The sequence below is a fragment of the Streptomyces sp. BHT-5-2 genome, assembly GCF_019774615.1.
Lineage (GTDB): Bacteria > Actinomycetota > Actinomycetes > Streptomycetales > Streptomycetaceae > Streptomyces.
Genome location: NZ_CP081496.1, coordinates 2610863 through 2632076 on the forward strand (window position 1 = coordinate 2610863; position 21214 = coordinate 2632076).

At 71.8% G+C, this 21214-nt stretch carries 14 protein-coding genes; 9 read left to right on the forward strand and 5 right to left on the reverse strand.

The window, feature by feature from the left end:
• Positions 1 to 131 precede the first annotated feature (131 nt).
• Together K2224_RS11640 and K2224_RS11645 are read left to right on the forward strand one after the other, a co-directional pair.
• Positions 132 to 2792: a SpoIIE family protein phosphatase gene (locus K2224_RS11640; RefSeq protein ID WP_260693441.1), complete on the forward strand. Its 2661-nt coding sequence runs from the start codon at positions 132 to 134 to the stop codon at positions 2790 to 2792.
• A gap of 857 nt (positions 2793 to 3649) precedes the next feature.
• Positions 3650 to 4897 (forward strand): helix-turn-helix transcriptional regulator, encoded by a 1248-nt coding sequence (locus K2224_RS11645; RefSeq protein WP_260692534.1) that lies wholly within the window; start codon positions 3650 to 3652, stop codon positions 4895 to 4897.
• A 79-nt stretch (positions 4898 to 4976) separates the two neighbouring features.
• On the opposite strand, the gene K2224_RS11650 is transcribed toward K2224_RS11645, so the two are convergent.
• From K2224_RS11650 to K2224_RS11670, 5 genes are all read right to left on the reverse strand, one after another.
• A complete protein-coding gene (locus K2224_RS11650; protein WP_221906491.1) occupies positions 4977 to 6380 on the reverse strand; it encodes an amidohydrolase family protein in 1404 nt (467 codons plus the stop codon).
• Between the two features lie 105 nt (positions 6381 to 6485).
• Entirely contained in the window at positions 6486 to 7283 is a 798-nt protein-coding gene (locus K2224_RS11655) for a succinate dehydrogenase/fumarate reductase iron-sulfur subunit (protein WP_221906492.1), read from the reverse strand.
• Entirely contained in the window at positions 7280 to 9202 is a 1923-nt protein-coding gene (locus tag K2224_RS11660) for a fumarate reductase/succinate dehydrogenase flavoprotein subunit (RefSeq protein WP_221906493.1), read from the reverse strand. The genes K2224_RS11655 and K2224_RS11660 overlap by 4 nt, the downstream gene beginning before the upstream one ends.
• 68 nt (positions 9203 to 9270) lie before the next feature.
• Positions 9271 to 10098 carry a hypothetical protein gene (locus tag K2224_RS11665; RefSeq protein WP_221906494.1) on the reverse strand — a complete coding sequence of 276 codons (828 nt, stop codon included), beginning with the start codon at positions 10096 to 10098 and terminating at the stop codon, positions 9271 to 9273.
• Between the two features lie 15 nt (positions 10099 to 10113).
• Positions 10114 to 10416: a hypothetical protein gene (locus tag K2224_RS11670; RefSeq protein ID WP_221906495.1), complete on the reverse strand. Its 303-nt coding sequence runs from the start codon at positions 10414 to 10416 to the stop codon at positions 10114 to 10116.
• A gap of 479 nt (positions 10417 to 10895) precedes the next feature.
• On the opposite strand from K2224_RS11670, the gene K2224_RS11675 reads away from it, so the two are divergent.
• The 7 genes from K2224_RS11675 (at position 10896) to K2224_RS11705 (ending at position 21167) form a co-directional block, all read left to right on the forward strand.
• Positions 10896 to 13202, forward strand: a complete 2307-nt coding sequence (locus K2224_RS11675; protein ID WP_221906496.1) for an ABC transporter family substrate-binding protein — start codon at positions 10896 to 10898, stop codon at positions 13200 to 13202.
• A 184-nt stretch (positions 13203 to 13386) separates the two neighbouring features.
• The gene (gene typA / locus K2224_RS11680) at positions 13387 to 15294 is read left to right on the forward strand and encodes a translational GTPase TypA (protein WP_221906497.1); all 1908 of its coding nucleotides are present in this window, start codon (positions 13387 to 13389) and stop codon (positions 15292 to 15294) included.
• 287 nt (positions 15295 to 15581) lie between these two features.
• A complete protein-coding gene (locus K2224_RS11685) occupies positions 15582 to 17204 on the forward strand; it encodes an ABC transporter substrate-binding protein (protein WP_221906498.1) in 1623 nt (540 codons plus the stop codon).
• A 20-nt stretch (positions 17205 to 17224) separates the two neighbouring features.
• The gene (locus K2224_RS11690; protein ID WP_221906499.1) at positions 17225 to 18148 is read left to right on the forward strand and encodes an ABC transporter permease; all 924 of its coding nucleotides are present in this window, start codon (positions 17225 to 17227) and stop codon (positions 18146 to 18148) included.
• The gene (locus K2224_RS11695) at positions 18141 to 19124 is read left to right on the forward strand and encodes an ABC transporter permease (protein ID WP_221906500.1); all 984 of its coding nucleotides are present in this window, start codon (positions 18141 to 18143) and stop codon (positions 19122 to 19124) included. The genes K2224_RS11690 and K2224_RS11695 overlap by 8 nt, the downstream gene beginning before the upstream one ends.
• A gap of 11 nt (positions 19125 to 19135) precedes the next feature.
• The gene (locus K2224_RS11700) at positions 19136 to 20146 is read left to right on the forward strand and encodes an ABC transporter ATP-binding protein (protein ID WP_221906501.1); all 1011 of its coding nucleotides are present in this window, start codon (positions 19136 to 19138) and stop codon (positions 20144 to 20146) included.
• Positions 20133 to 21167 (forward strand): ABC transporter ATP-binding protein, encoded by a 1035-nt coding sequence (locus tag K2224_RS11705; RefSeq protein WP_221906502.1) that lies wholly within the window; start codon positions 20133 to 20135, stop codon positions 21165 to 21167. The genes K2224_RS11700 and K2224_RS11705 overlap by 14 nt, the downstream gene beginning before the upstream one ends.
• Positions 21168 to 21214 lie beyond the last annotated feature (47 nt).

Here is a 21214-nt window from a genome sequence, read left to right on the forward strand (position 1 = left end):
TTCGTAGAGGGCCTGCGATCGAGACTGTGCTGTGATCGTGAAGACCGTGTTCCGGATAGCCGAGGTGCTGGAATACTCGGCAGGTCCGGTCCGGGCACGATGAGCTGGAGGGGACGGGGCTCGTGAGCGAGATGTCATCCGGCGGGGTGGTACCCGCGCAGAACGGCGGCCGGGGCGGTGCGGACGACCGGGCGGACCCCGGCGAACGCCGCCATGCCCGCGAGCCGCAGGGTGCGCCGGTATGGCAGAGCAGCCGCCCCGGATCGATCTACGACTACATCAAGGTCGCCTCGTTCTCCCTCGGGCCCGACGGGCGCATCGACCAGTGGAGCGAGCGGGCCGCGCAGATGCTCGGCATCCCCGCCCGCCTCGCCCTCGGCAAGGACCCCGTCGAGGCGTTCGTGCCCGGCGAGTTCCGCGAGACCGGGCGCCGCAAGGTGTCCGAGATCCTCGACGGCCGGGAGTGGACCGGCCTGGTGCCCTACCGCAGGGAGGAGGGCCGGGCGGCCGAGGGGCTCGCCGAGATCTATGTGATGCCGGCGGAGAACGAGGACGGCGAACGCGGCGCGGTCTGCCTGGTCGTCGACGTCCGGGCGCTCCGCGGCATCGAGACCGACCTCGCCGCCGCGCAGGCCGTTTTCGGTCAATCCCCCATGGGCTTCACCCTGTTCGGCACCGACCTGCGGCTGCTGCGGGTCAACGAGCGGTTCGCCACCGTCTTCGGCGGCCCGGCGAGCAGGTACCGCGGCGGCACCCCGCACGACTTCCTGCCGCGTCCCGAGGCCGAGCGGATGACCGCCGCGCTGCGCCGGGTCCTGGAGACCGGCGAACCGGTCAGCGAGATGCAGCTGGTGGGCCATGTGCCCGGCGAGGACGACCGCCGCCGCTGGTCGGTCTCGCTCTACCGGCTGCACGGCGCCAGCGGCCGCCCCATCGGCGTCGCCGCGCTCGCCTCCGACGTCACCGGCCGCCGCCGCGCCGAACGCGAGGCCGCCAACGCCCGCCGCAACCTCGCGCTGCTCAACGAGGCCGGCGCCCGGATAGGCAACTCCCTCGACCTGGAGACCACCGCCCGCACCCTGCTCGACGTCGCGGTACCGCAGTTCTGCGACCTGGCGTCGGTCGACCTCTACCAGGGGCTGCTGGCCGGCGACGAGGGGCAGCCCGGGATGAGCGACGGCAGCGCGGAGCTGCGCCGGGTCGCCTTCGCCAGCGCGGTCTCCGACGTCCCGCTCCCGGCCGGCGCCCCCGAGGAGACGCCGGTCGCGGTCGGCGCCGTGCACCGCTACCCGTTCAACTCCCCGTGCGCGGCGGCCCTGCGCACCGCCCAGGCGCAGATCATCCCCGGCCGGGAGAGCGACGACGGGCCGGAGCTGGGCGCGGTGGTGCACTCCACCCTCGCGGTGCCGATGGTCGCCCGGGACACCGTCGTCGGCCTGGTGCAGTTCTCCCGGACGAAGGGCAGCGAGCCGTTCGGCGAGCGGGACACCGCGCTGGCGGTCGAACTGGCGGCCAGGGCCGCGGTCTGCATCGACAACGCCCGCCTCTACCGCCGCGAGCACGAGCGCGCCCTGATACTGCAGCGCAGCCTGCTGCCGCCCGGCGACCCGGAGGCGGCCGGGCTGGACATCGCCTGCCGCTATCTGCCCGGCACCACCGCCACCGAGGTCGGCGGCGACTGGTTCGACGTCATCGAACTCCCCGGCCACCGCACCGCGTTGGTGGTCGGCGACGTGATGGGCCGGGGACTGCGCGCCGCGGTCGCGATGGGCGAACTCCGCACCGCGGTCCGCACGTTGGCGCTGCTGGACCTGGAACCGGCGGAGGTCCTGGGGGCGCTGGACGAGATCGCGCGCGGGCTGGGCGGCAACGGCGACCGGGGGGCCATGGCGCGGACCGCGCGCAGCCGCTCCGGGGCGGCGTCCGGCGGGCCCGCCCAGGACCGCTCGGCCCGCACCGCCGACCTCTCCGAGGTCTACCTCGCCACCTGCGTCTACGCCGTCTACGACCCGATCACCCGCCGGTGCACCTTCGCCAACGCCGGGCATCTGCCGCCGGTGCTGGTCGAGGAGGGCGAGGAGGCGCTGCTGCTGGACGTGCCGCCGGGGATGCCGCTGGGCGTCGGCGGGGAGCCGTTCGAGGAGATCGAGGTCGAGGTGCCGGACGGCGCGCTGCTCGCCCTGTACACCGACGGTCTGGTCGAGTCCCGGCACCATCCGCTGGACGAGGGGCTGCAGGCCTTCCGGCGGGCGCTCTCGGACTCCGGCCGGCCGCTGGAGGACGTCTGCGACCACGTCCTGTCCGCACTGGAGACCGGGCACGGCGAGGACGACATCGCACTGCTGATGGCCCGGGTGCACGGGCTGCCCAAGGACGCGGTGGGCGACTGGAGCCTGGCGCCCGAGCCGCGGTCGGTGGCCCGGGCCCGTGAGCTGGCCCGCGACCAGCTCACGGACTGGGGGTTGCAGGCCCTGGTCGACACCACCGAGCTGCTGGTCAGCGAGCTGGTGACGAACGCCCTGCGGCACGGGCAGGGCGAGATCCGGCTGCGGCTGCTGCTGGACCGGACGCTGGTCTGCGAGGTCTGGGACGCCGATCTGGCCCAGCCGCGGCGGCGCCGGGCCCGGGACACCGACGAGGGCGGCCGCGGTCTGCAGCTGGTCGGGCTGCTGAGCGAGGGCTGGGGCAGCCGGCGCACCCCGCGCGGCAAGACCGTCTGGTTCGAACTCGCGCTGCCGAACGGCGACGCGGCGCCGGTGGACCCGGCGGAGGCACTGCTGAGCCTGTTCTGAGGGGCACCCACGGGGCGGCGCGGGAGGCGCCGGTGTCATAGAAGCCCAGAAGCCGCCCCACCCCGGCCAGGCTCCGTAGAGCCCTGACGGGGATGGGGCCTTGCGACGTCCCTACCGGCCTGATGGCTCACTTCTCCGGCGTGGGCTGTCGCCCCTTCGCCCGGCAGATCGCACACGGATCCGGACACGACGGCACCGGATCCCCAGGGGGCACGCAGATGACGCCGTCACCCGTCGCCACCAGCGGCGGCCGCAGCTCCGGCGGCCTCAACCGGGCCCGCTCGCTCACGACTTCGCTCCCCACGCGTGGGGATGGCGGCGCATCTCGACGTTGCGGTCGATCACCGCCGCCTTGTCTCCGGCGGAACGCGCCACCGCACGCTGCTCGGCCAGGGCGGCGCACACGTCGCACCCGGTAACCGGCGCGGGCTCCGGCACCGGAAACGGGTCCGGCAGGTGAACGGGTCGGCAGTTACGGGGCATCAACTCACCACCCCCACACCGTGGATCCAGCGCGGCCCGGCGCCGATCCCGTGCGCCGCGAGCCACAGCGCGCACCGTCGCCCCCGCTGCTCCCGCCTTTTCCGCCGACGGACAGCGACGGTTACGGTGCCGGCGGACCGGTGACGCCCCTGCGCGGGCAGTACCAGCCGCAACAGCAGTTCGAAGATCCACGCGCTATGTTTGCGCATGCCGTCAACCTCCCAGGGTTGGTGGCCATGCCCCCGGGCCGGTCGGACGGTCGCGGGGGTCTGTTGATGGCAGAAACCTCATCGAACCGTTGGGGGCATATCTGGGAGAGGAGCCGCACGGGGGGCCAGGGAGGGGCCACACTGGAGGGGAGAGGGGGCCAGCGCGTGAGTGATGACCGGCGACGGCAGTTCGGCGCGTACTTGGCACGGCTGAGACGGGATGCGCACAAGAGTCAACGGCAGCTCGCTGCGATGCTGTGTGCGGTCTCCGGCACGCAGTCCGTCACGAGGAACGAGGTGTCCCGGTGGGAGCGCGGAGAGCGCATCCCGGATTCCTGGCTTCAGTTCATCGCGAAAGTCCTGGGTGTCCCCCGTGGGGAGCTGGAGCGGGCTGCCGGCTACGTCCGAGGCGAGTCGGGCGGACCGCCGTTCGGGGCCGCCGTGGTCCTCGCTGAGCTGATCCCGCCAGGCGACTCACTGGGGTCACTCGACGCACGGTCGGGTCGCCGCGTCGGCCGGGAGGAAGTAGCGAGCCTTACTGCCCGCGTCCACGGCTTTCGGCTCGCTGATGACGTGCTCGCCGGGGGCGACCTGATGGCCCCCGTGTTCCGCGAACTCAATGCCGCGTTGCGGCTGTATCGCGAGGGCATTCACAGGGAAGCAGTCGGCAGCGCGCTGCTGTCCCAGATTGGCGAACTGGCCCAGATCGCCGGTTGGATCGCCAGCGATGCCGGGCAGCACGCGCAGGCTGAACGCGCTTACCGCATCGGGATCGAAGCGGCGCGGCAGGCGAACGACGGCCCCTTGGTCGCAAACGTAGCGGGAAGTCTTGCCTACCAGTTCAGCAACACCGGACAGGAACGCGCGGGTGTTGATCTCTCCCGTGCTGCACTTGACGAAGCTGGGCCCGACGCTCCGCCCAAGGCGCGTGCCCTGTTCTTCGACCGGGTCGCGTGGGCCCACACGCGCGCCGGAGAGGCACAACCCGCCATGCAGGCACTCGGACAGGCACACGATGCACTGACAGAGGCAGACGAAGGCGAGGCGCCCGCGTGGGCGTACTGGGTGAGCAGGGAAGAGTTGGAGGTCATGGATGCCCGGGTCTTCACTGAGCTGCACCGCCCGCTGCGAGCCGTCCCGCTGTTGACCGATGCCCTCAGTCGCTATGACGCCACGCACGCCCGGGAGGTGGCGCTGTACCGGTCGTGGCTCGCCATGGCTCTCGCTGACGCCAACGAACCCGAGCAGGCAGCGGAGGAAGCCCGACGCGTTGTGTCCGTTTCCGCGGACATGACCAGCGACCGCATCGCTTCGCGTGCCCGCGTCGTACTCCGCCGGCTTCAGGGTTTCGGGGAAGTGCCGGAAGTCCGTGACGTGCTTCATGACCACGGGCATCTGCTGAGCAGTGCCTAGGCCGCTGCCCTGTAGAGGGCAGCGGCCCCGTAGGGGAACCCCGTACGGGCCGCGGGCCGTGGCGGGCGTCCCGGACGCGTCAGGCGTCCCGGACGTGGCGGGCCGCCAACTCCGCCTCGTGGACGACGTGTTCGACATCGACGTGCAGCAGCTCGCCGTGCGCCTTGCGCAGCCGGCCGTCGACGAAGACCTCGCCGACGTTCGGCGGCTGGCCGTTGAGGACGATCTGGCTGGTCCAGTCGAAGCGCGGGGCGAAGTTGAGCGTGCCGGGGTCCAGGACGACGACGTCGGCGCGCTTGCCGGGTGTCAGCGAGCCGACCCGGTCCGCCATCCCGATGGCCTCCGCGCCGCCCAGGGTCGCCATCCGCAGCACCGCCGGGATGGTCGGGTGGATCCCGGCGTCCTCGTGGCGGGCCCGCTGGAGGCCGACCGCCGCCTTCATCACGTTGAACATGTCCGAGGTGTCGTTGGTCCCGCCGTCGTGCCCGAGCCCGGCCCGGACACCGTGCCGGTGGAACGCCGGCAGCGGGCAGATGCCGGACGCCAGCCGCATGTTGCTCAGCGGGCAGTGCGCGATCCGCACGTCGTGCTCGCCGGTCAGCGCGATCTCCTCGTCGGTGAGGTGGATCGCGTGGTTCATCAGCAGGTCCGGGCCGAACGCGCCGATCTCGCGCAGCGAGCGGATCGGGTCGTCCCGGCGGTCGACCTTGTTCTCCAGGACGTGCGAGTTGAACATCACGCCCAGGTCGCGGGCGATCTCGTACAGCGCGCGCAGGTCCTTCAGCCGGCCCATTCCGGCCTGCGCCGCGACCTGGACGGAGGCCAGCGGCAGCGGGTCCAGGAAGTCCTTCTTGACCCTGGGGAGCAGCGGGGCGTCGGCGGCGCTCTGCGTGGCGGCGTAGACGAAGCGCAGCCCGGCGTCGTCCAGTGCCCGGACGTAGCGCTCGCTGGTGTCGTAGGGGATGGGGTGGACCCAGTCGACGACGGTGGTGACGCCCGCCTGGAGGGCGTCGAGCGCGGCGAGGTGGACGAAGCGGTACATGTCCTGCGGGTCGATCCTGGGCAGCGCGACGCGGCTGCAGTCGCGCATCCAGCCGTAGAGGTCCTCGTTCGCACAGCCGCCGCGGATGCTGGACTGCCACAGGTGGTTGTGCAGGTCGACGAAGCCCGGCAGCACGATCCGGCCGCGGCTGTCCAGGACGCGGGCGCCGTCCGGGGCGGCGAGGCCGCGGCCGACGGCGGCGACGGTGCCGTCCCGCAGCAGCACGTCCACGCCGTCCGTCAGCTCCCCGAGCGGGCCCCGGCCCACTTCGGGGTCCATGGTGAGAACCAGGTCCGCGCCGCGCAGCAGCGTGGTGCGGCGCTCCCCCGGGGCCTCGTCGGGGCGGTCCCGGCCGCGTTCGGGGAAGCCGGCCGCGGCGGCCAGCGGAACGGTGCCCAGCCCGGCCAGCACGCGCCGCCGACTCAGTTTCGGAAGATTCATTCCGCTCTTATACCGCGGCCGTTCGAATGCGTCGTAAGAAGGTTTCCGGTCAAGTGAGTGCGCATCAGAAGCCGTGCTGCCACGGACACTTGGCGCTCGGGAGGATCACTCCGTCCGGCGCCGGATCTTGTTCCCGAGCCACACCAGAGGGTCGTACTTGCGGTCCGCGGCGCGCTCCTTGAGCGGGATCAGCGCGTTGTCGGTGATCCGGATGTGCTCGGGGCAGACCTCCGTGCAGCACTTGGTGATGTTGCAGTAGCCGAGCCCGTGGTCGTCCTGCGCGGTGCGCCTGCGGTCCAGGCCGGCGGCCGGCGCGGCGTCCAGCGGGTGCATGTCCAGCTCGGCGATCCGCATCAGGAAGCGGGGGCCGGCGAAGGCCCGCTTGTTCTCCTCGTGGTCGCGGACCACATGGCAGGTGTTCTGGCACAGGAAGCACTCGATGCACTTGCGGAACTCCTGCGAGCGGTTCACGTCCTCCTGCTTCATCCGGTACTCGCCCGGCCCCAGGTCCTCGGGCGGGACGAACGCCGGGATTTCCCGCGCCTTGGTGTAGTTGAAGGAGACGTCGGTGACCAGGTCGCGCAGGACCGGGAAGGTCCGCATCGGGGTGATGGTGACGGTCTCGGAGCGGCCGAAGACCGACATCCGGGTCATGCACATCAGCCGCGGCCGCCCGTTGATCTCCGCGCTGCACGAACCGCACTTGCCCGCCTTGCAGTTCCAGCGGACCGCGAGGTCGGGCGCCTGGGTCGCCTGGAGGCGGTGGACGATGTCCAGCACCACCTCGCCCTCGTTCACCTCCACCCGGAAGTCCTCCAGCGCGCCGCCCTCCGCGTCGCCCCGCCACACCCGGAAGCGCGCCTCGTAGGCGCCGGACCGCCGCTCCGTCTGCTGCTCGCTCACCGGCTCAGCTCCTCGTCCGTCAGATACTTCACCAGCTCGTCCTTGTCGAAGAGTTCGAGGAGATCGCGGCGGATCGGCGGGGTCTCGCGGCGGGAGAGCCGGATCTGCCCCAGCACCGGATCCGCCTCGCCCTGCTCCGCCCGGTAGTCGGCCAGTTCGCAGACCAGGTTGACGTTGCGCCAGTGCCGGTCCATCTCCGGATGGTCGTCCCGGGTGTGCCCGCCCCGGCTCTCGGTGCGCTCCAGGGCCGCCCGCGCCACACACTCGCTGACCAGCAGCATGTTCCGCAGGTCCAGAGAGAGGTGCCAGCCCGGGTTGTACTGCCGGTGGCCCTCCACGCCGGCCCGCCGGGCCCGCGCCCGCAGCTTCACCAGCCGCTCCAGCGCCTCGGACATCTCGTCCGCCCGGCGGATGATGCCCACCAGGTCGTTCATCGACTGCTGGAGCTCCTGGTGCAGGGCGTACGGGTTCTCCGCCCGGCCGCCGCCGTCCTCGGCGCTGAACGGGCGCAGCGCCTCCGCCTCGGCGGCGTCGATCTCGCGCGGTTCCGGTGCCGGCCGGGCGCGCAGCCCGCCGACGTACTCGGCCGCGTACAGCCCCGCGCGGCGCCCGAAGACCAGCAGGTCGGAGAGGGAGTTGCCGCCCAGCCGGTTGGAGCCGTGCATCCCGCCGGCCACCTCGCCGGCGGCGAACAGCCCCGGCACCCCGGTCGCCGCCGCGGTGTCCGGGTCCACCTCCACCCCGCCCATCACGTAGTGGCAGGTCGGGCCGACCTCCATCGGCTCGGCGGTGATGTCCACGTCCGCCAGCTCCTTGAACTGGTGGTGCATGGACGGCAGTCGGCGCTTGATCACCTCGGCGGGCATGCGCGTGGAGACGTCCAGGAAGACGCCGCCGTGCGGCGAGCCGCGGCCCGCCTTGACCTCGGCGTTGATGGCCCGCGCCACCTCGTCGCGGGGCAGCAGCTCCGGCGGCCGGCGGTTGTGCTCGGGGTCGTCGTACCAGCGGTCGCCCTCGGCCTCGGACTCGGCGTACTTCTCCTTGAAGACGTCCGGGACGTAGTCGAACATGAAGCGCTTGCCGTCGCTGTTGCGCAGCACCCCGCCGTCGCCGCGCACCGACTCGGTGACGAGGATGCCCTTGACCGACGGCGGCCAGACCATCCCGGTCGGGTGGAACTGCACGAACTCCATGTTGATCAGCGGCGCGCCGGCCAGCAGCGCCAGCGCGTGGCCGTCGCCGGTGTACTCCCAGGAGTTCGAGGTGACCTTGAAGGACTTGCCGATGCCGCCGGTGGCCAGCACCACGGCCGGCGCCTCCAGCACGAAGAAGCGGCCCGACTCCCGGTCGTAGCAGAAGACGCCGGCGACCTTGCCGTCCGCCTTCAGGACGCGGGTGACGGTGCACTCCTGGAAGACCTTCAGCCCCTCCTCGTACGAGCCGGAGACCCGCTGGTCCTCCTGCTGGAGGGAGACGATCTTCTGCTGGAGGGTGCGGATCAGCTCCAGGCCGGTCCGGTCGCCGACGTGCGCCAGCCGCGGGTACTCGTGGCCGCCGAAGTTGCGCTGGGAGATCCGGCCGTCCGGCGTGCGGTCGAAGAGGGCGCCCCAGGTCTCCAGTTCCCAGACCCGGTCCGGGGCCTCGCGGGCGTGCAGCTCGGCCATCCGCCAGTGGTTGAGGAACTTCCCGCCGCGCATGGTGTCCCGGAAGTGGACCTGCCAGTTGTCGTGCTCGTTGGCGTTGCCCATGCTGGCCGCGATGCCGCCCTCGGCCATCACCGTATGGGCCTTGCCGAACAGGGACTTGCAGATCACCGCCGTCCGCATGCCCGCCTCGCGGGCCTCGATGGCGGCGCGCAGCCCGGCGCCGCCCGCGCCCACCACGACCACGTCCCAGGTCTGCCGGTCCACATGCGCCATCAGGGGCACACCTTCCCTCGGTTCTCGTCGGGTTCCGCGGATTCCCCGGAGGTCCCGGATGTCGTTCGTCAGAAGAAGCGCGGATCCTCGAACGCGCCGCTGGCCAGCAGGAACACATAGAAGTCCGCCACCGCCACGCTGATCAGCGAGGACCAGGCGAGCAGCATGTGCCGCTCGTTGAGCCGGCCGACCCAGCCCCACAGCCGGTACCGCACCGGGTGCTTGGAGAAGTGCCGCAGCCGGCCGCCGACGATGTGCCGGCAGGAGTGGCAGGAGAGGGTGTACGCCCAGATCAGCACGATGTTGGCGAGGAACACCAGCGAGCCCAGGCCCATGTGGCCCCAGCGGTAGTGGCCGTCGCGGAAGGTCAGCGCGGTGTCGTAGGTCAGGACACCGGCCACCAGCACCGCGAAGTAGAAGAAGTAGCGGTGGATGTTCTGGAGGATCAGCGGGAAGCGGGTCTCACCGGTGTACTTGGCGTGCGGCTCGGCGACCGCGCAGGCCGGCGGGGAGGCCCAGAAGCCGCGGTAGTACGCCTTGCGGTAGTAGTAGCAGGTCAGCCGGAAGCCCAACGGGAAGATCAGGATCAGCAGGGCGGGGGACAGGCCCCACCAGCTCCCGAAGAGCGCCCAGTTGGGCCCGCCGCGCATGGTGTGGCAGTTCTCCGCCAGGCACGGCGAGTAGAACGGCGAGACATAGGGGGCGTGGTAGTAGTCCGCGTTCGCGAACGCCCGCCAGGTCGAGTAGACGACGAACGCGAGCAGCCCGGCGGCGGTGCCGGCCGGGGCCAACCACCAACGGTCGGTGCGCAGGTGGCGGGCCCGGATGGCGGCGCGCGAAGGGTCGTGCACGCCGGTCGCGCCCTTTTGCGGGGCTGGTTCGATGCCAGTGGCCAACGTCGGTCTCCGTCCTCAGGGCGCGTGCCGGTCCTTGGCGCCCAGGCCCTCGTCCTCGGCGTCCGTCCACAGCGCGGAGTTGTAAGGGGTGTCCGGGATCGCCACCATCTCGTCCTCGGCCTTGCCCGGTCTGCCCGGTGGCGCGCCGCCGGCCAGGGACGCTCTGAGCAGCGCCAGGCTCTCCCGCAGATGGTCCGTGTCGCTGCGGACCCGGCGGACGTCCAGCCCGCCGCCGATCCGCGCCTCCAGCTTCCCGACCGCCTGGACCAGACCGTCCAGGCTGCGCTCCACAGCCGTCAAGTCGTCCTGTACGGACATCACATGCCCTCACTTCGCGAGTGTGCCGGGCGATCTCATGCGCCCGAGAGTGTCGCGCGTCACAGTAGGGCTTGGGAAGGGGGCAGGCGCGAGTACGACTCGAACCGGTGCGTTGTGAGCCCGCCATACCTGGGCACCGCCGTCAACCTCGCGCCGCGCACCCGACCGGAAGCCGAGCTACCCGCACTCCGTACGAACGACGGGAGTTCGGCGACCGGGCCCGGTGCGGCGCCGAACTCCGGTGCGGAACGGGCCGGTCCGGGGCGTGCGGCGCGGCCCGCACCCCTCAGGCGCGTCCGTCGGCCGGACGAGCCGGAATTGGGCCGGGCGGGTGGCCTTGACGGGGCCGCCGACGTGTCGGGCGGGCCCCGCCCGGGCGGTCACCTTCAGTGGGAGCCCATAGATGTGATGAGCCGCAAAGTCGGCCGAACGTGTCGCTGCGGCTCGGCGCGGCGCGGGTGAGCCCGGAGGGAACAGTCATGACCGACCACGTCAGCCCAGGCGGCCCGGCACCCCGCAGGCGCCGCGGCGTCGCGCTCGTCGCGGCGGGGGTGCTGCTCCCGCTCCCCGTGCTGGCCGGCTGCAGCCAGGGCGACGACGGCGCGCCCTCCGTCGCGCAGACCCAGGACATCGCGCCGGCGCCGCGCGGATCGGTCAGGGACGGCGGCACGGTGCGCTGGGCGATCGACGCGCTGCCCGGCACCTTCAACGCCTTCCAGAGCGACGCCGACGCGGCCACCACCAGGGTCACCGGCGCCGTCCTGCCCAGCCTGTTCACCCTCGACGCCGGCGGCCGGCCGCAGCGCAACGCCGACTACCTCGCCGCCGCGGACGTCAGTGCCCGCGAGCCCCGGCAGGTCGTCACCTACCGGCTCAACCCCAAGGCGCGGTGGAGCGACGGACGGCCGATCACCGCCGCGGACTTCGTCGCCCAGTGGCAGGCGCTGCGCGGCAAGGACAACGCCTACTGGACCGCCCGCAACGCCGGTTACGACCGGATCGCCAGGGTCGAGGCCGGCGCCACCGCGCAGGAGGTCAAGGTCACCTTCGCCCGCCCGTACGCCGACTGGCAGGCGCTCTTCACCCCGCTCTACCCGAAGAGCGTGATGGGCGACGCCAACGCCTTCAACGACGCGGTGCGGCAGAAACTCCCGGTCGGCGCGGGCCCGTTCCTCGTCGGGAAGCGGGACGCCGACCACGGCACCGTCACCCTCGTCCGCAACCCCCGGTGGTGGGGCGACCGGGCCCGGCTCGACAAGCTGGTGCTGACCGCGCTGCCCCGGGACAAGCGGGCCAAGGCGCTGGCCGCCGGGACGGTCGACGTCGCCGCGGTCGACCAGGCCGCCGCCCGGCAGGTGGCGCCGGCCGCCGCGCCGGCCACCGCCGGCGGCGCGGACGCCAAGGGCGCCCCCGCCCGGTCGTCAGCACTGCGCGGCTACGTCCTCCGCAAGGCCCTCGAACCCGCCTACACCCAGCTCGCCCTCAACGGCAGCGCCGGCCCGCTCGCCGACCCGCGGGTGCGCCGCGCGGTGGCCCGCGCCATCGACCGCCAGGCGCTCGCCGACAGCGTCCTCAAACCGCTGGACCTGCCCGCCCGGCCGCTCGGCAATCACCTGCTGATGGCCGGCCAGCACGGCTACGAGGACCACAGCGACGCGCTCGGGGACACCGACGCGGGGGCGGCCAAGCAGCTCCTCTCGGACGCCGGCTGGAAGCCGGCCCCCGGGGCGGCCGACCGGCCGGCGGGCGAGGAGCAGGCCGGCGCCGGGCGCGCGGTTCCCCCGGACCGGTCCGACGACGACGGTGCCGCGGACCGCTCCGGCGACGCCCGGTCCGACGGCCGCAACCCGCAGCGGCCCGGCGACCACGACGGCGTCCGCCCGGCCGCCGCCGAGGCACCGCTGTCCTCCGCCGGGGCGGTCGGCTCCGAGGTCCAGCAGGCCGCCCTGCTGCGGCAGAGCGCGGCGTTCTACAAGGCCGAGGCCGCCACGGAGCAGGCGGCCGCCGCCGGGAACACCAAGTCCACGGCGTACGGCAAGTACCGGCGGTACAAGAAGCAGGCCGCGCAGGCGCTGGGCGCCGCCGAACTGATCGAGACCGGGCAGGCCCCGCACCTGCCGGGCGCCGCCGCCGGCCACGCCGCCACCCTGCACAACGGCCTGGGCGCCTTCCAGGCCCGGCAGGCCGGCACCGGGCACTCCCCGGCCGCCGCGGCCGGCCGGGCACCCCACCGGGCACCCGACGAGGCCGCGGTGCTGCGGAAGGACGGCCGCCCGCTGGCGCTGCGCTTCGTCCTCCCCGACGGGCCCGGCTCCGAGCAGCTGCGCACCGTCGGCCGGCGGATCGCCGGGATGCTGAACAAGATCGGGGTGCGGACCGCCGTCCAGCGGGTGCCGGACGCGAGCTACTTCCGGGACCACATCGCGGCCGGCGACTTCGACCTGGCGCTGTACTCCTGGCCCGGCACCGCCTACCCGGCGACCGACGCCCGGCCGATCTTCGCCAAGCCGCAGCCGGCCCCGGACGGCTCGCTGACCGTCGAGCAGAACTACGCCCGGGTCGGCACCGACCACATCGACCAGCTCTTCGACCAGGCCGCCGCCGAGCTGGACCCGGACGCCGCGCGGACCCTCGTCGCGCAGGCCGACGCCCGGATCTGGGCCGCCGCCGGATCGATTCCGCTCTACCAGCGACCGGAGCTGGTGGCCACCCGGAAGTCGCTCGCCAACATCGGCGCGTTCGGCTTCGCCACCCCCCGCTTCCAGGACATCGGTTACCGGAAGTAGAGGTTGCGCCAGAGCTAAAGTTCGATAAGAAACCGCAGGTCAGATGCGGTTCGTACGGGCTGGGGCGGCCATTGCCGCCGCGGCCCCGTACCATGGGGTGAGGCCGTGGCGTGTCAAGCCCGGCAGGGCCGCGTAACACAGACGTACGCGCAGCCGACCACTCACTTCGGGAGTACGCCGCAATATGGCCACGCGCCACGACATCCGTAACGTCGCCATCGTCGCCCACGTCGACCACGGCAAGACGACCATCGTCGACGCCATGCTCAAGCAGGCCGGCGCCTTCGCCGCGCACCAGCTGGAGTCCGTCGACGACCGCGTCATGGACTCGAACGACCTGGAGCGTGAGAAGGGCATCACGATCCTCGCCAAGAACACCGCGGTGAAGTATCACCCGAAGGACGGCGGGGAGCCCATCACGATCAACATCATCGACACCCCCGGCCACGCCGACTTCGGTGGCGAGGTCGAGCGCGGTCTGTCGATGGTCGACGCGGTGGTCCTGCTGGTGGACGCCTCCGAGGGACCGCTCCCGCAGACCCGCTTCGTGCTGCGCAAGGCGCTGCAGGCCCGGATGCCCGTCATCCTGTGCATCAACAAGACGGACCGCCCGGACTCCCGCATCGACGAGGTCGTCAACGAGACCTACGACCTGTTCCTGGACCTGGACGCGGACGAGGAGCAGATCGAGTTCCCGATCGTCTACGCCTGCGGCCGTGACGGCATCGCGTCGCTGACGAAGCCGGAGGACGGCACCGTCCCGGCCGACTCCACCAACCTGGAGCCGTTCTTCTCCACGATCCTGGAGCACGTCCCGGCCCCGACGTACGACGCGGCGGCCCCGCTCCAGGCGCACGTCACCAACCTGGACGCCGACAACTTCCTCGGCCGTATCGCGCTGCTGCGCGTCGAGCAGGGCGAGCTGCGCAAGGGCCAGACCGTGGCCTGGATCAAGCGCGACGGCACGGTCGCGAACGTCCGCATCTCCGAGCTGATGATGACCGAGGCGCTCACCCGCAAGCCCGCCGAGGTCGCGGGCCCCGGTGACATCTGCGCGGTCGCCGGTATCCCCGACATCATGATCGGCGAGACCCTGGCCGACCCGGAGAACCCGATCGCGCTGCCGCTGATCACGGTCGACGAGCCGGCCATCTCCATGGTCATCGGCACCAACACCTCGCCGCTGGTCGGCCGCGGCGGCACCGGCAAGGGCGCCGCCGCCAAGTCCGCGGTCAAGGACCGCAAGGTCACCGCCCGCCAGGTGAAGGACCGCCTGGACCGCGAGCTGATCGGTAACGTCTCGCTGCGCGTCCTGGACACCGAGCGCCCCGACGCCTGGGAGGTGCAGGGCCGCGGTGAGCTGGCGCTGGCCATCCTCGTCGAGCAGATGCGCCGCGAGGGCTTCGAGCTGACCATCGGCAAGCCGCAGGTGGTCACCCGGGAGATCGACGGCAAGGTCCACGAGCCGGTCGAGCGCATGACGATCGACGTGCCCGAGGAGCACATGGGCGCCGTCACGCAGCTCATGGGCGTCCGCAAGGGCCGCATGGACAACATGTCGAACCACGGCTCCGGCTGGGTCCGCATGGAGTTCGTCGTCCCCTCGCGCGGCCTCATCGGCTTCCGTACGGAGTTCCTGACGAACACCCGCGGTACGGGTATCGCGCACTCCATCCACGAGGGCCACGAGCCGTGGTTCGGCACGCTGACGACCCGTAACAACGGCTCGCTGGTCGCCGACCGCGCCGGTGCCGTCACCGCCTTCGCGATGACGAACCTCCAGGAGCGCGGCGTGCTGTTCACCGAGCCCGGCACCGAGGTGTACGAGGGCATGATCGTCGGCGAGAACTCGCGCGCCGACGACATGGACGTGAACATCACCAAGGAGAAGAAGCTCACCAACATGCGCTCCTCCTCGGCCGACTCCTTCGAGGCGATCGTCCCGCCGCGGAAGCTGTCGCTGGAGCAGTCCCTGGAGTTCTGCCGCGACGACGAGTGCGTCGAGGTGACCCCGGAGGCCGTCCGCATCCGCAAGGTCGTCCTGGACCAGAAGGAGCGCGGCCGCACCGCCTCCCGCGCCAAGCACGGCTGACCCGGCCGCCCGCCACGGCTCTTCCCGGCGCCCCGTCGGACCCCACGGTCCGGCGGGGCGCCGCCGTATGCCCGTACGGTCCGGCGGGGCGCGGCGCGGACGCCGCCGGAACGCTTCCGGGGCGCTGCCGGTGACGGGGCGTCGGTCATCCGAGGGGTTTCCCGGAGGTTCGGAGCAGTGGCGGCCGGTGCCGGGATGCACCAGGCCCCACGGTGGGCTGTGATGTGGGCTACGGGTGGTCCCTGTGGCTACGTGTGACCTCGGAGTCCGGACCGTGAGGAGGCGCCATGCGCGGAGCCGTGCGCGCGAAGTGGGCCGTCTGCGCGGGCGGCCTGGCCCTCGCCGCCACCGCCTGCGGGGGCGGCACCGCCGGACCGGGCGGCTCCGCCGTGGTCAGCGCCTCCTGGGGCGACCCGCAGAACCCGCTGGAGCCGGCCAACACCAACGAGGTGCAGGGCGGCAAGGTCCTGGAGATGCTGCTGCGCGGCCTCAAGCGCTACGACCCCAGGACCGGCGCCGCCGAGGACGTCCTCGCCGAGCGGATCGAGTCCACGGACGCCCGGCACTACACCGTGACGCTGAAGCGCGGCTGGGCCTTCAGCAACGGCGAGAAGGTCACCGCCAAGTCCTTCGTGGACGCCTGGAATTACGGCGCGCTGCTGGACAACAAGCAGAAGAACGCGTCCTTCTTCCAGTACATCGACGGCTTCGACAAGGTGCACCCGGACCACGGCCGGCCGACCGCGAAAACCCTCTCCGGACTCCAGGTGAAGGACGACCGGACCTTCACCGTGACCCTCAACCAGAAATTCTCCAGCTGGCCGGACACCCTGGGCTATGCGGCCTTCATGCCGCTTCCCCAGGCGTTCTTCCGCGACCACGACGGCTGGCTGCACAAACCGATCGGCAACGGCCCCTATCTGGTGGATTCGTACGCCAAGGGCAGTGTGCTCAAGATGCGGAAGTGGAAGCGGTACCCGGGGCCCGACCCGGCCCAGAACGGCGGGATCGACCTGCGGGTCTACACCGACAGCGACACCGCCTACACCGACCTCCAGGCCGGCAACCTCGACCTGGTCGACGACATTCCCGCCGCCCAGCTCAAGAACGTCCACGCCGATCTGGGCGACCGCTATCTGAACCAGCCGGCCGGCATCATCCAGACCCTCGCCTTCCCGATGTACGACCCGCGCTGGGGAAAGCCGGAGACGGCGAAGGTGCGGCGCGGCCTGTCGATGGCGATCGACCGGGCGCAGATCACCAAGGAGATCTTCCAGAACACCCGCACCCCGGCCACCGACTGGACCTCCCCCGTGCTCGGCACCAAGGGCGGCTACAAGGCGGGCCTGTGCGGCGACGCCTGCGTCTTCGACCCGGCCGGGGCCCGGCAGCTCATCAAGGAGGGCGGCGGAATTCCCGGCGGCCGGATGACGATCACGTACAACGCCGACACCGGCTCGCACAAGGACTGGGTCGACGCCGTCTGCAACAGCATCAACAAGACGCTGGGGAACGACCGGGCGTGCGTCGGAAATCCCGTCGGCACCTTCGCGGACTTCCGCAACCAGATCGCCGCCCGGCGGATGACCGGGCCGTTCCGGGCCGGCTGGCAGATGGACTACCCGCTGATCCAGAACTTCCTCCAGCCGATGTACTACACCAACGCCTCCTCCAACGATGGGAAGTTCAGCGACCCCGCATTCGACAGACTCGTCAACGAGGCGAACGCCGCCCCCGACACCCGCCGGGCGGTGGCGAAATTCCAGGAGACGGAGGGAATTCTCGCCCGCGAGATGCCCTCTATTCCGCTGTGGTACCAGAACGGCAGCGGTGGTTATTCGGAGCGGATCAGCAATGTACGGCTCAATCCGTTCAGTGTTCCGGTCTACAACGCGATCACGGTCGGCTGACCGCGAAGGCAGGCGCGCTCATGGGACGTTATGTGATCCGGCGGCTGCTCCAGATGGTCCCGGTCTTCGTCGGCAGCACCTTTCTGATCTTCCTCATGGTCTACGCGCTGGGCGACCCGGTCGCCGCGATGTTCGGCGACCGGGCGCCGGACCCCGCCACCGCGGCGCAGATCCGCCACGACCTCTATCTCGACCAGCCGCTGTGGAAGCAGTACCCGCACTACATGGGCCAGATCTTCCAGGGGAACTTCGGCATCGCCTTCAACGGGCGGCCGGTCACCGAGCTGATGGCGTCCGCCTTCTCGGTCACCCTCCGGCTCACCCTGGTCGCGATCGTCATCGAGATGCTGGTCGGCGTCGCGCTGGGTGTCTTCAGCGGGCTGCGGCGCGGCCGCGGCATCGACACCACCGTGCTGGTCCTCACCCTCGTCGTGGTCTCCGTGCCGACCTTCGTCAGCGGCTATCTGCTCCAGTTCGTCTTCGGCGTGAAGTGGGAGTGGGCCGCGCCGACCGTCGCCCTGGAGGCGCCGCTCGGCCAACTCCTGCTGCCCGGGCTGGTGTTGGCACTGGTCTCGCTCGCCTACGTCACCCGGCTGACCCGCACCTCGATCGCCGAGAACGCCCGCGCCGACTACGTCCGCACCGCCGTCGCCAAGGGCCTGCCCCGGCACCGGGTCATCACCCGCCACCTGCTGCGGAACTCCCTGATCCCGGTCGTCACCTTCATCGGCACCGACATCGGCGCGCTGATGGGCGGCGCCATCGTCACCGAGCGCATCTTCAACATCCACGGCGTCGGCTACCAGCTCTACCAGGGCATCCTCCGGCAGAACTCGCCCACCGTGGTCGGCTTCGTGACGATCCTGGTGCTGGTCTTCCTGATCGCCAACCTGCTCGTCGACCTTCTCTACGCCGTCCTCGACCCGAGGATCCGCTATGCCTGAGAGCTACGTCCCCAAGGAGGCCATCGGCCACGGCGACGGCGGCACCGCCGCGCTCGCCATCGGCGAGGCCGAGTCCCTCGAACGCGCCCCCGCCGCCGCGCCCCCGCCGCCGGGCGGCGAACCCACCGGCAAACCCCGCAGCCTGTGGAGCGACGCCTGGCACGACCTGCGCCGCAACCCGGTCTTCGTGGTCTCCGCGCTGGTCATCGTCTTCCTGGTGGTCATCGCCCTCTGGCCGCAGCTGATCGCCACCGGCAACCCCTACCGCGCCGACCTCGGCAGGGCCCAGGACGGCGCCCGGCCCGGCCACCCCTTCGGCTACGACACCCAGGGCCGGGACGTCTACACCCGGGTCGTCTACGGCGCCCGCGCCTCCATCACCGTCGGCACCTGCGCCACCGCCGGCGCCGCCGTGCTGGGCAGCCTGCTCGGCGGCCTGGCCGGCTTCTTCGGCGGCTGGTGGGACACCCTGCTCTCCCGCCTCGCCGACATCTTCTTCGGCATCCCGGTGCTGCTCGGCGGGCTGGTCTTCCTGTCCGTCGTCACCAGCACCACCGTCTGGCCGGTGGTCGGCTTCATCGTGCTGCTCGGCTGGCCGCAGATCGCCCGGATCGCCCGCGGCTCGGTCGTCACCGCCAAGCAGAACGACTACGTCCTGGCCGCCCGGGCACTGGGCGCCGGCAACGGGCGGATGCTGCTGCGGCACATCGCGCCCAACGCCGTCGCCCCCGTCATCGTCGTCGCCACCATCGCGCTGGGCACCTACATCGCCCTCGAAGCCACCCTGTCCTACCTCGGCGCGGGCCTGAAACCGCCCACCGTCTCCTGGGGCATCGACATCTCCGCCGCCTCCACCCACATCCGCAACGCCCCCCACATGCTGCTGTGGCCCGCCGGCGCGCTGAGCATCACGGTGCTGGCGTTCATCATGCTCGGCGACGCGGTGCGCGACGCCCTCGACCCCAAACTGCGCTGAGGAGGCGGCAGATGACCAATGGCGGCGCGCCCCCGGCGGAGCCCCTGCTCGACGTCCAGGACCTGAAGGTGGAGTTCCGCACCCGGGACGGCGTGGCCAAGGCCGTCAACGGCGTCAGCTACACCGTGGCGGCCGGCCGGACGCTCGCGGTGCTCGGCGAGTCCGGCTCCGGCAAGTCCGTCACCGCCCAGGCCGTGATGGGCATCCTCGACTCCCCGCCGGGCTTCGTCACCGGCGGCCGGATCCTCTTCCGGGGCCGCGACCTGCTCACCCTGGGCAAGGAGGAGCGCCGGAAGATCCGCGGCGCGAAGATGGCGATGATCTTCCAGGACGCGCTCTCCGCGCTGAATCCGGTGCTCAGCGTCGGCGTCCAGCTCGGCGAGATGTTCCGGGTGCACACCGGCGCGTCCCGCAAGGAGGCCCGGGGCAGGGCCGTCGAGCTGATGGAACGGGTCGGCATCCCGGCGGCCCGGGAGCGGGTGGGGGACTACCCGCACCAGTTCTCCGGCGGTATGCGCCAACGCATCATGATCGCCATGGCGCTCGCCCTGGAGCCCGACCTGATCATCGCGGACGAGCCCACCACCGCCCTCGACGTCACCGTCCAGGCCCAGGTCATGGACCTGCTCGCGGAGTTGCGCCGGGAGTACCGGATGGGCCTGATCCTGATCACCCACGACCTCGGCGTGGTCGCCGACGTCGCCGACACCATCGCCGTGATGTACGCGGGCCGGGTCGTCGAGACCGCCCCCGTCCACCAGCTCTACAAGGCACCCGCCCACCCGTACACCCGCGGCCTGCTGGAGTCCGTCCCGCGCCTGGGGCACAAGGGCCGCGAGCTGCACGCGATCAAGGGTCTGCCGCCGAACCTCACCGCCGTCCCGCCCGGCTGCGCCTTCCACCCCCGCTGCCCGCTGGCCCGCGACATCTGCCGCACCGACCGCCCACCCCTCTACGACGTCGGACCGGACCGGACCAGCGCCTGCCACTTCTGGAAGGAGACCCTCGATGGCGCCCGGTGAGCCGCTCCTCGAAGTCCGGGACCTGGTCAAGCACTTCCCGCTCACCCGGGGCGTGCTGATCAGGAAGCAGGTGGGTGCGGTCAAGGCCGTCGACGGGGTCTCCTTCGACCTCCGGCAGGGCGAGACGCTGGGCATCGTGGGGGAGTCCGGCTGCGGCAAGTCCACCGTCGCCCGGATGCTGGTCGGGCTGGAGCACCCGACGTCCGGTCACATCCGCTACCGCGGCCAGGACATCACCCGCCTCTCCGGCCGCGCCATGAAGGCCGTCCGCCGCAACATCCAGATGGTGTTCCAGGACCCCTACACCTCGCTCAACCCCCGGATGACCGTCGGCGACATCATCGGCGAGCCGTACGAGATCCACCCCGAGGTGGCCCCCAAGGGCGACCGCCGGCGCAGGGTCCAGGAACTCCTCGAAGTCGTCGGCCTCAACCCCGAGTTCGTCAACCGCTATCCGCACCAGTTCTCCGGCGGCCAACGGCAGCGCATCGGCATCGCCCGCGGCCTGGCCCTCCGCCCCGAGATCATCGTCGCGGACGAGCCGGTCTCCGCCCTCGACGTCTCCGTCCAGGCCCAGGTCGTCAACCTCCTGGCCCGTCTCCAGGACGACTTCGGGCTCTCCTACGTCTTCATCGCGCACGACCTGTCCGTCGTCCGCCACCTCTCCGACCGGGTCGCGGTGATGTACCTCGGCAGGATCGCCGAGACCGGCACCGGCGAGGAGATCTACGACCACCCCACCCACCCGTACACCCAGGCGCTGCTCTCCGCCGTCCCGGTGCCCGACCCCGAGGCGCGTGTCCACCGGGAGCGCATCCTGCTGAGCGGCGACGTCCCCTCCCCGGCGAACCCGCCGTCCGGCTGCCACTTCCGCACCCGCTGCTGGAAGGCCCAGGAGCTGTGCGCACGCGTCGAACCGCCACTCGCGGTCCCGGCCGCCCTCCAGCACGCCGCCGGCCCGGAACGGCACGCCTCCGCCTGCCACTTCGCGGAGGAACGACACGTGGTGCCGAGCGAGTAGCGGCCCGGCCGGGACGCACCGGAGCCCGCCTCCCCGAAGGGAAGCGG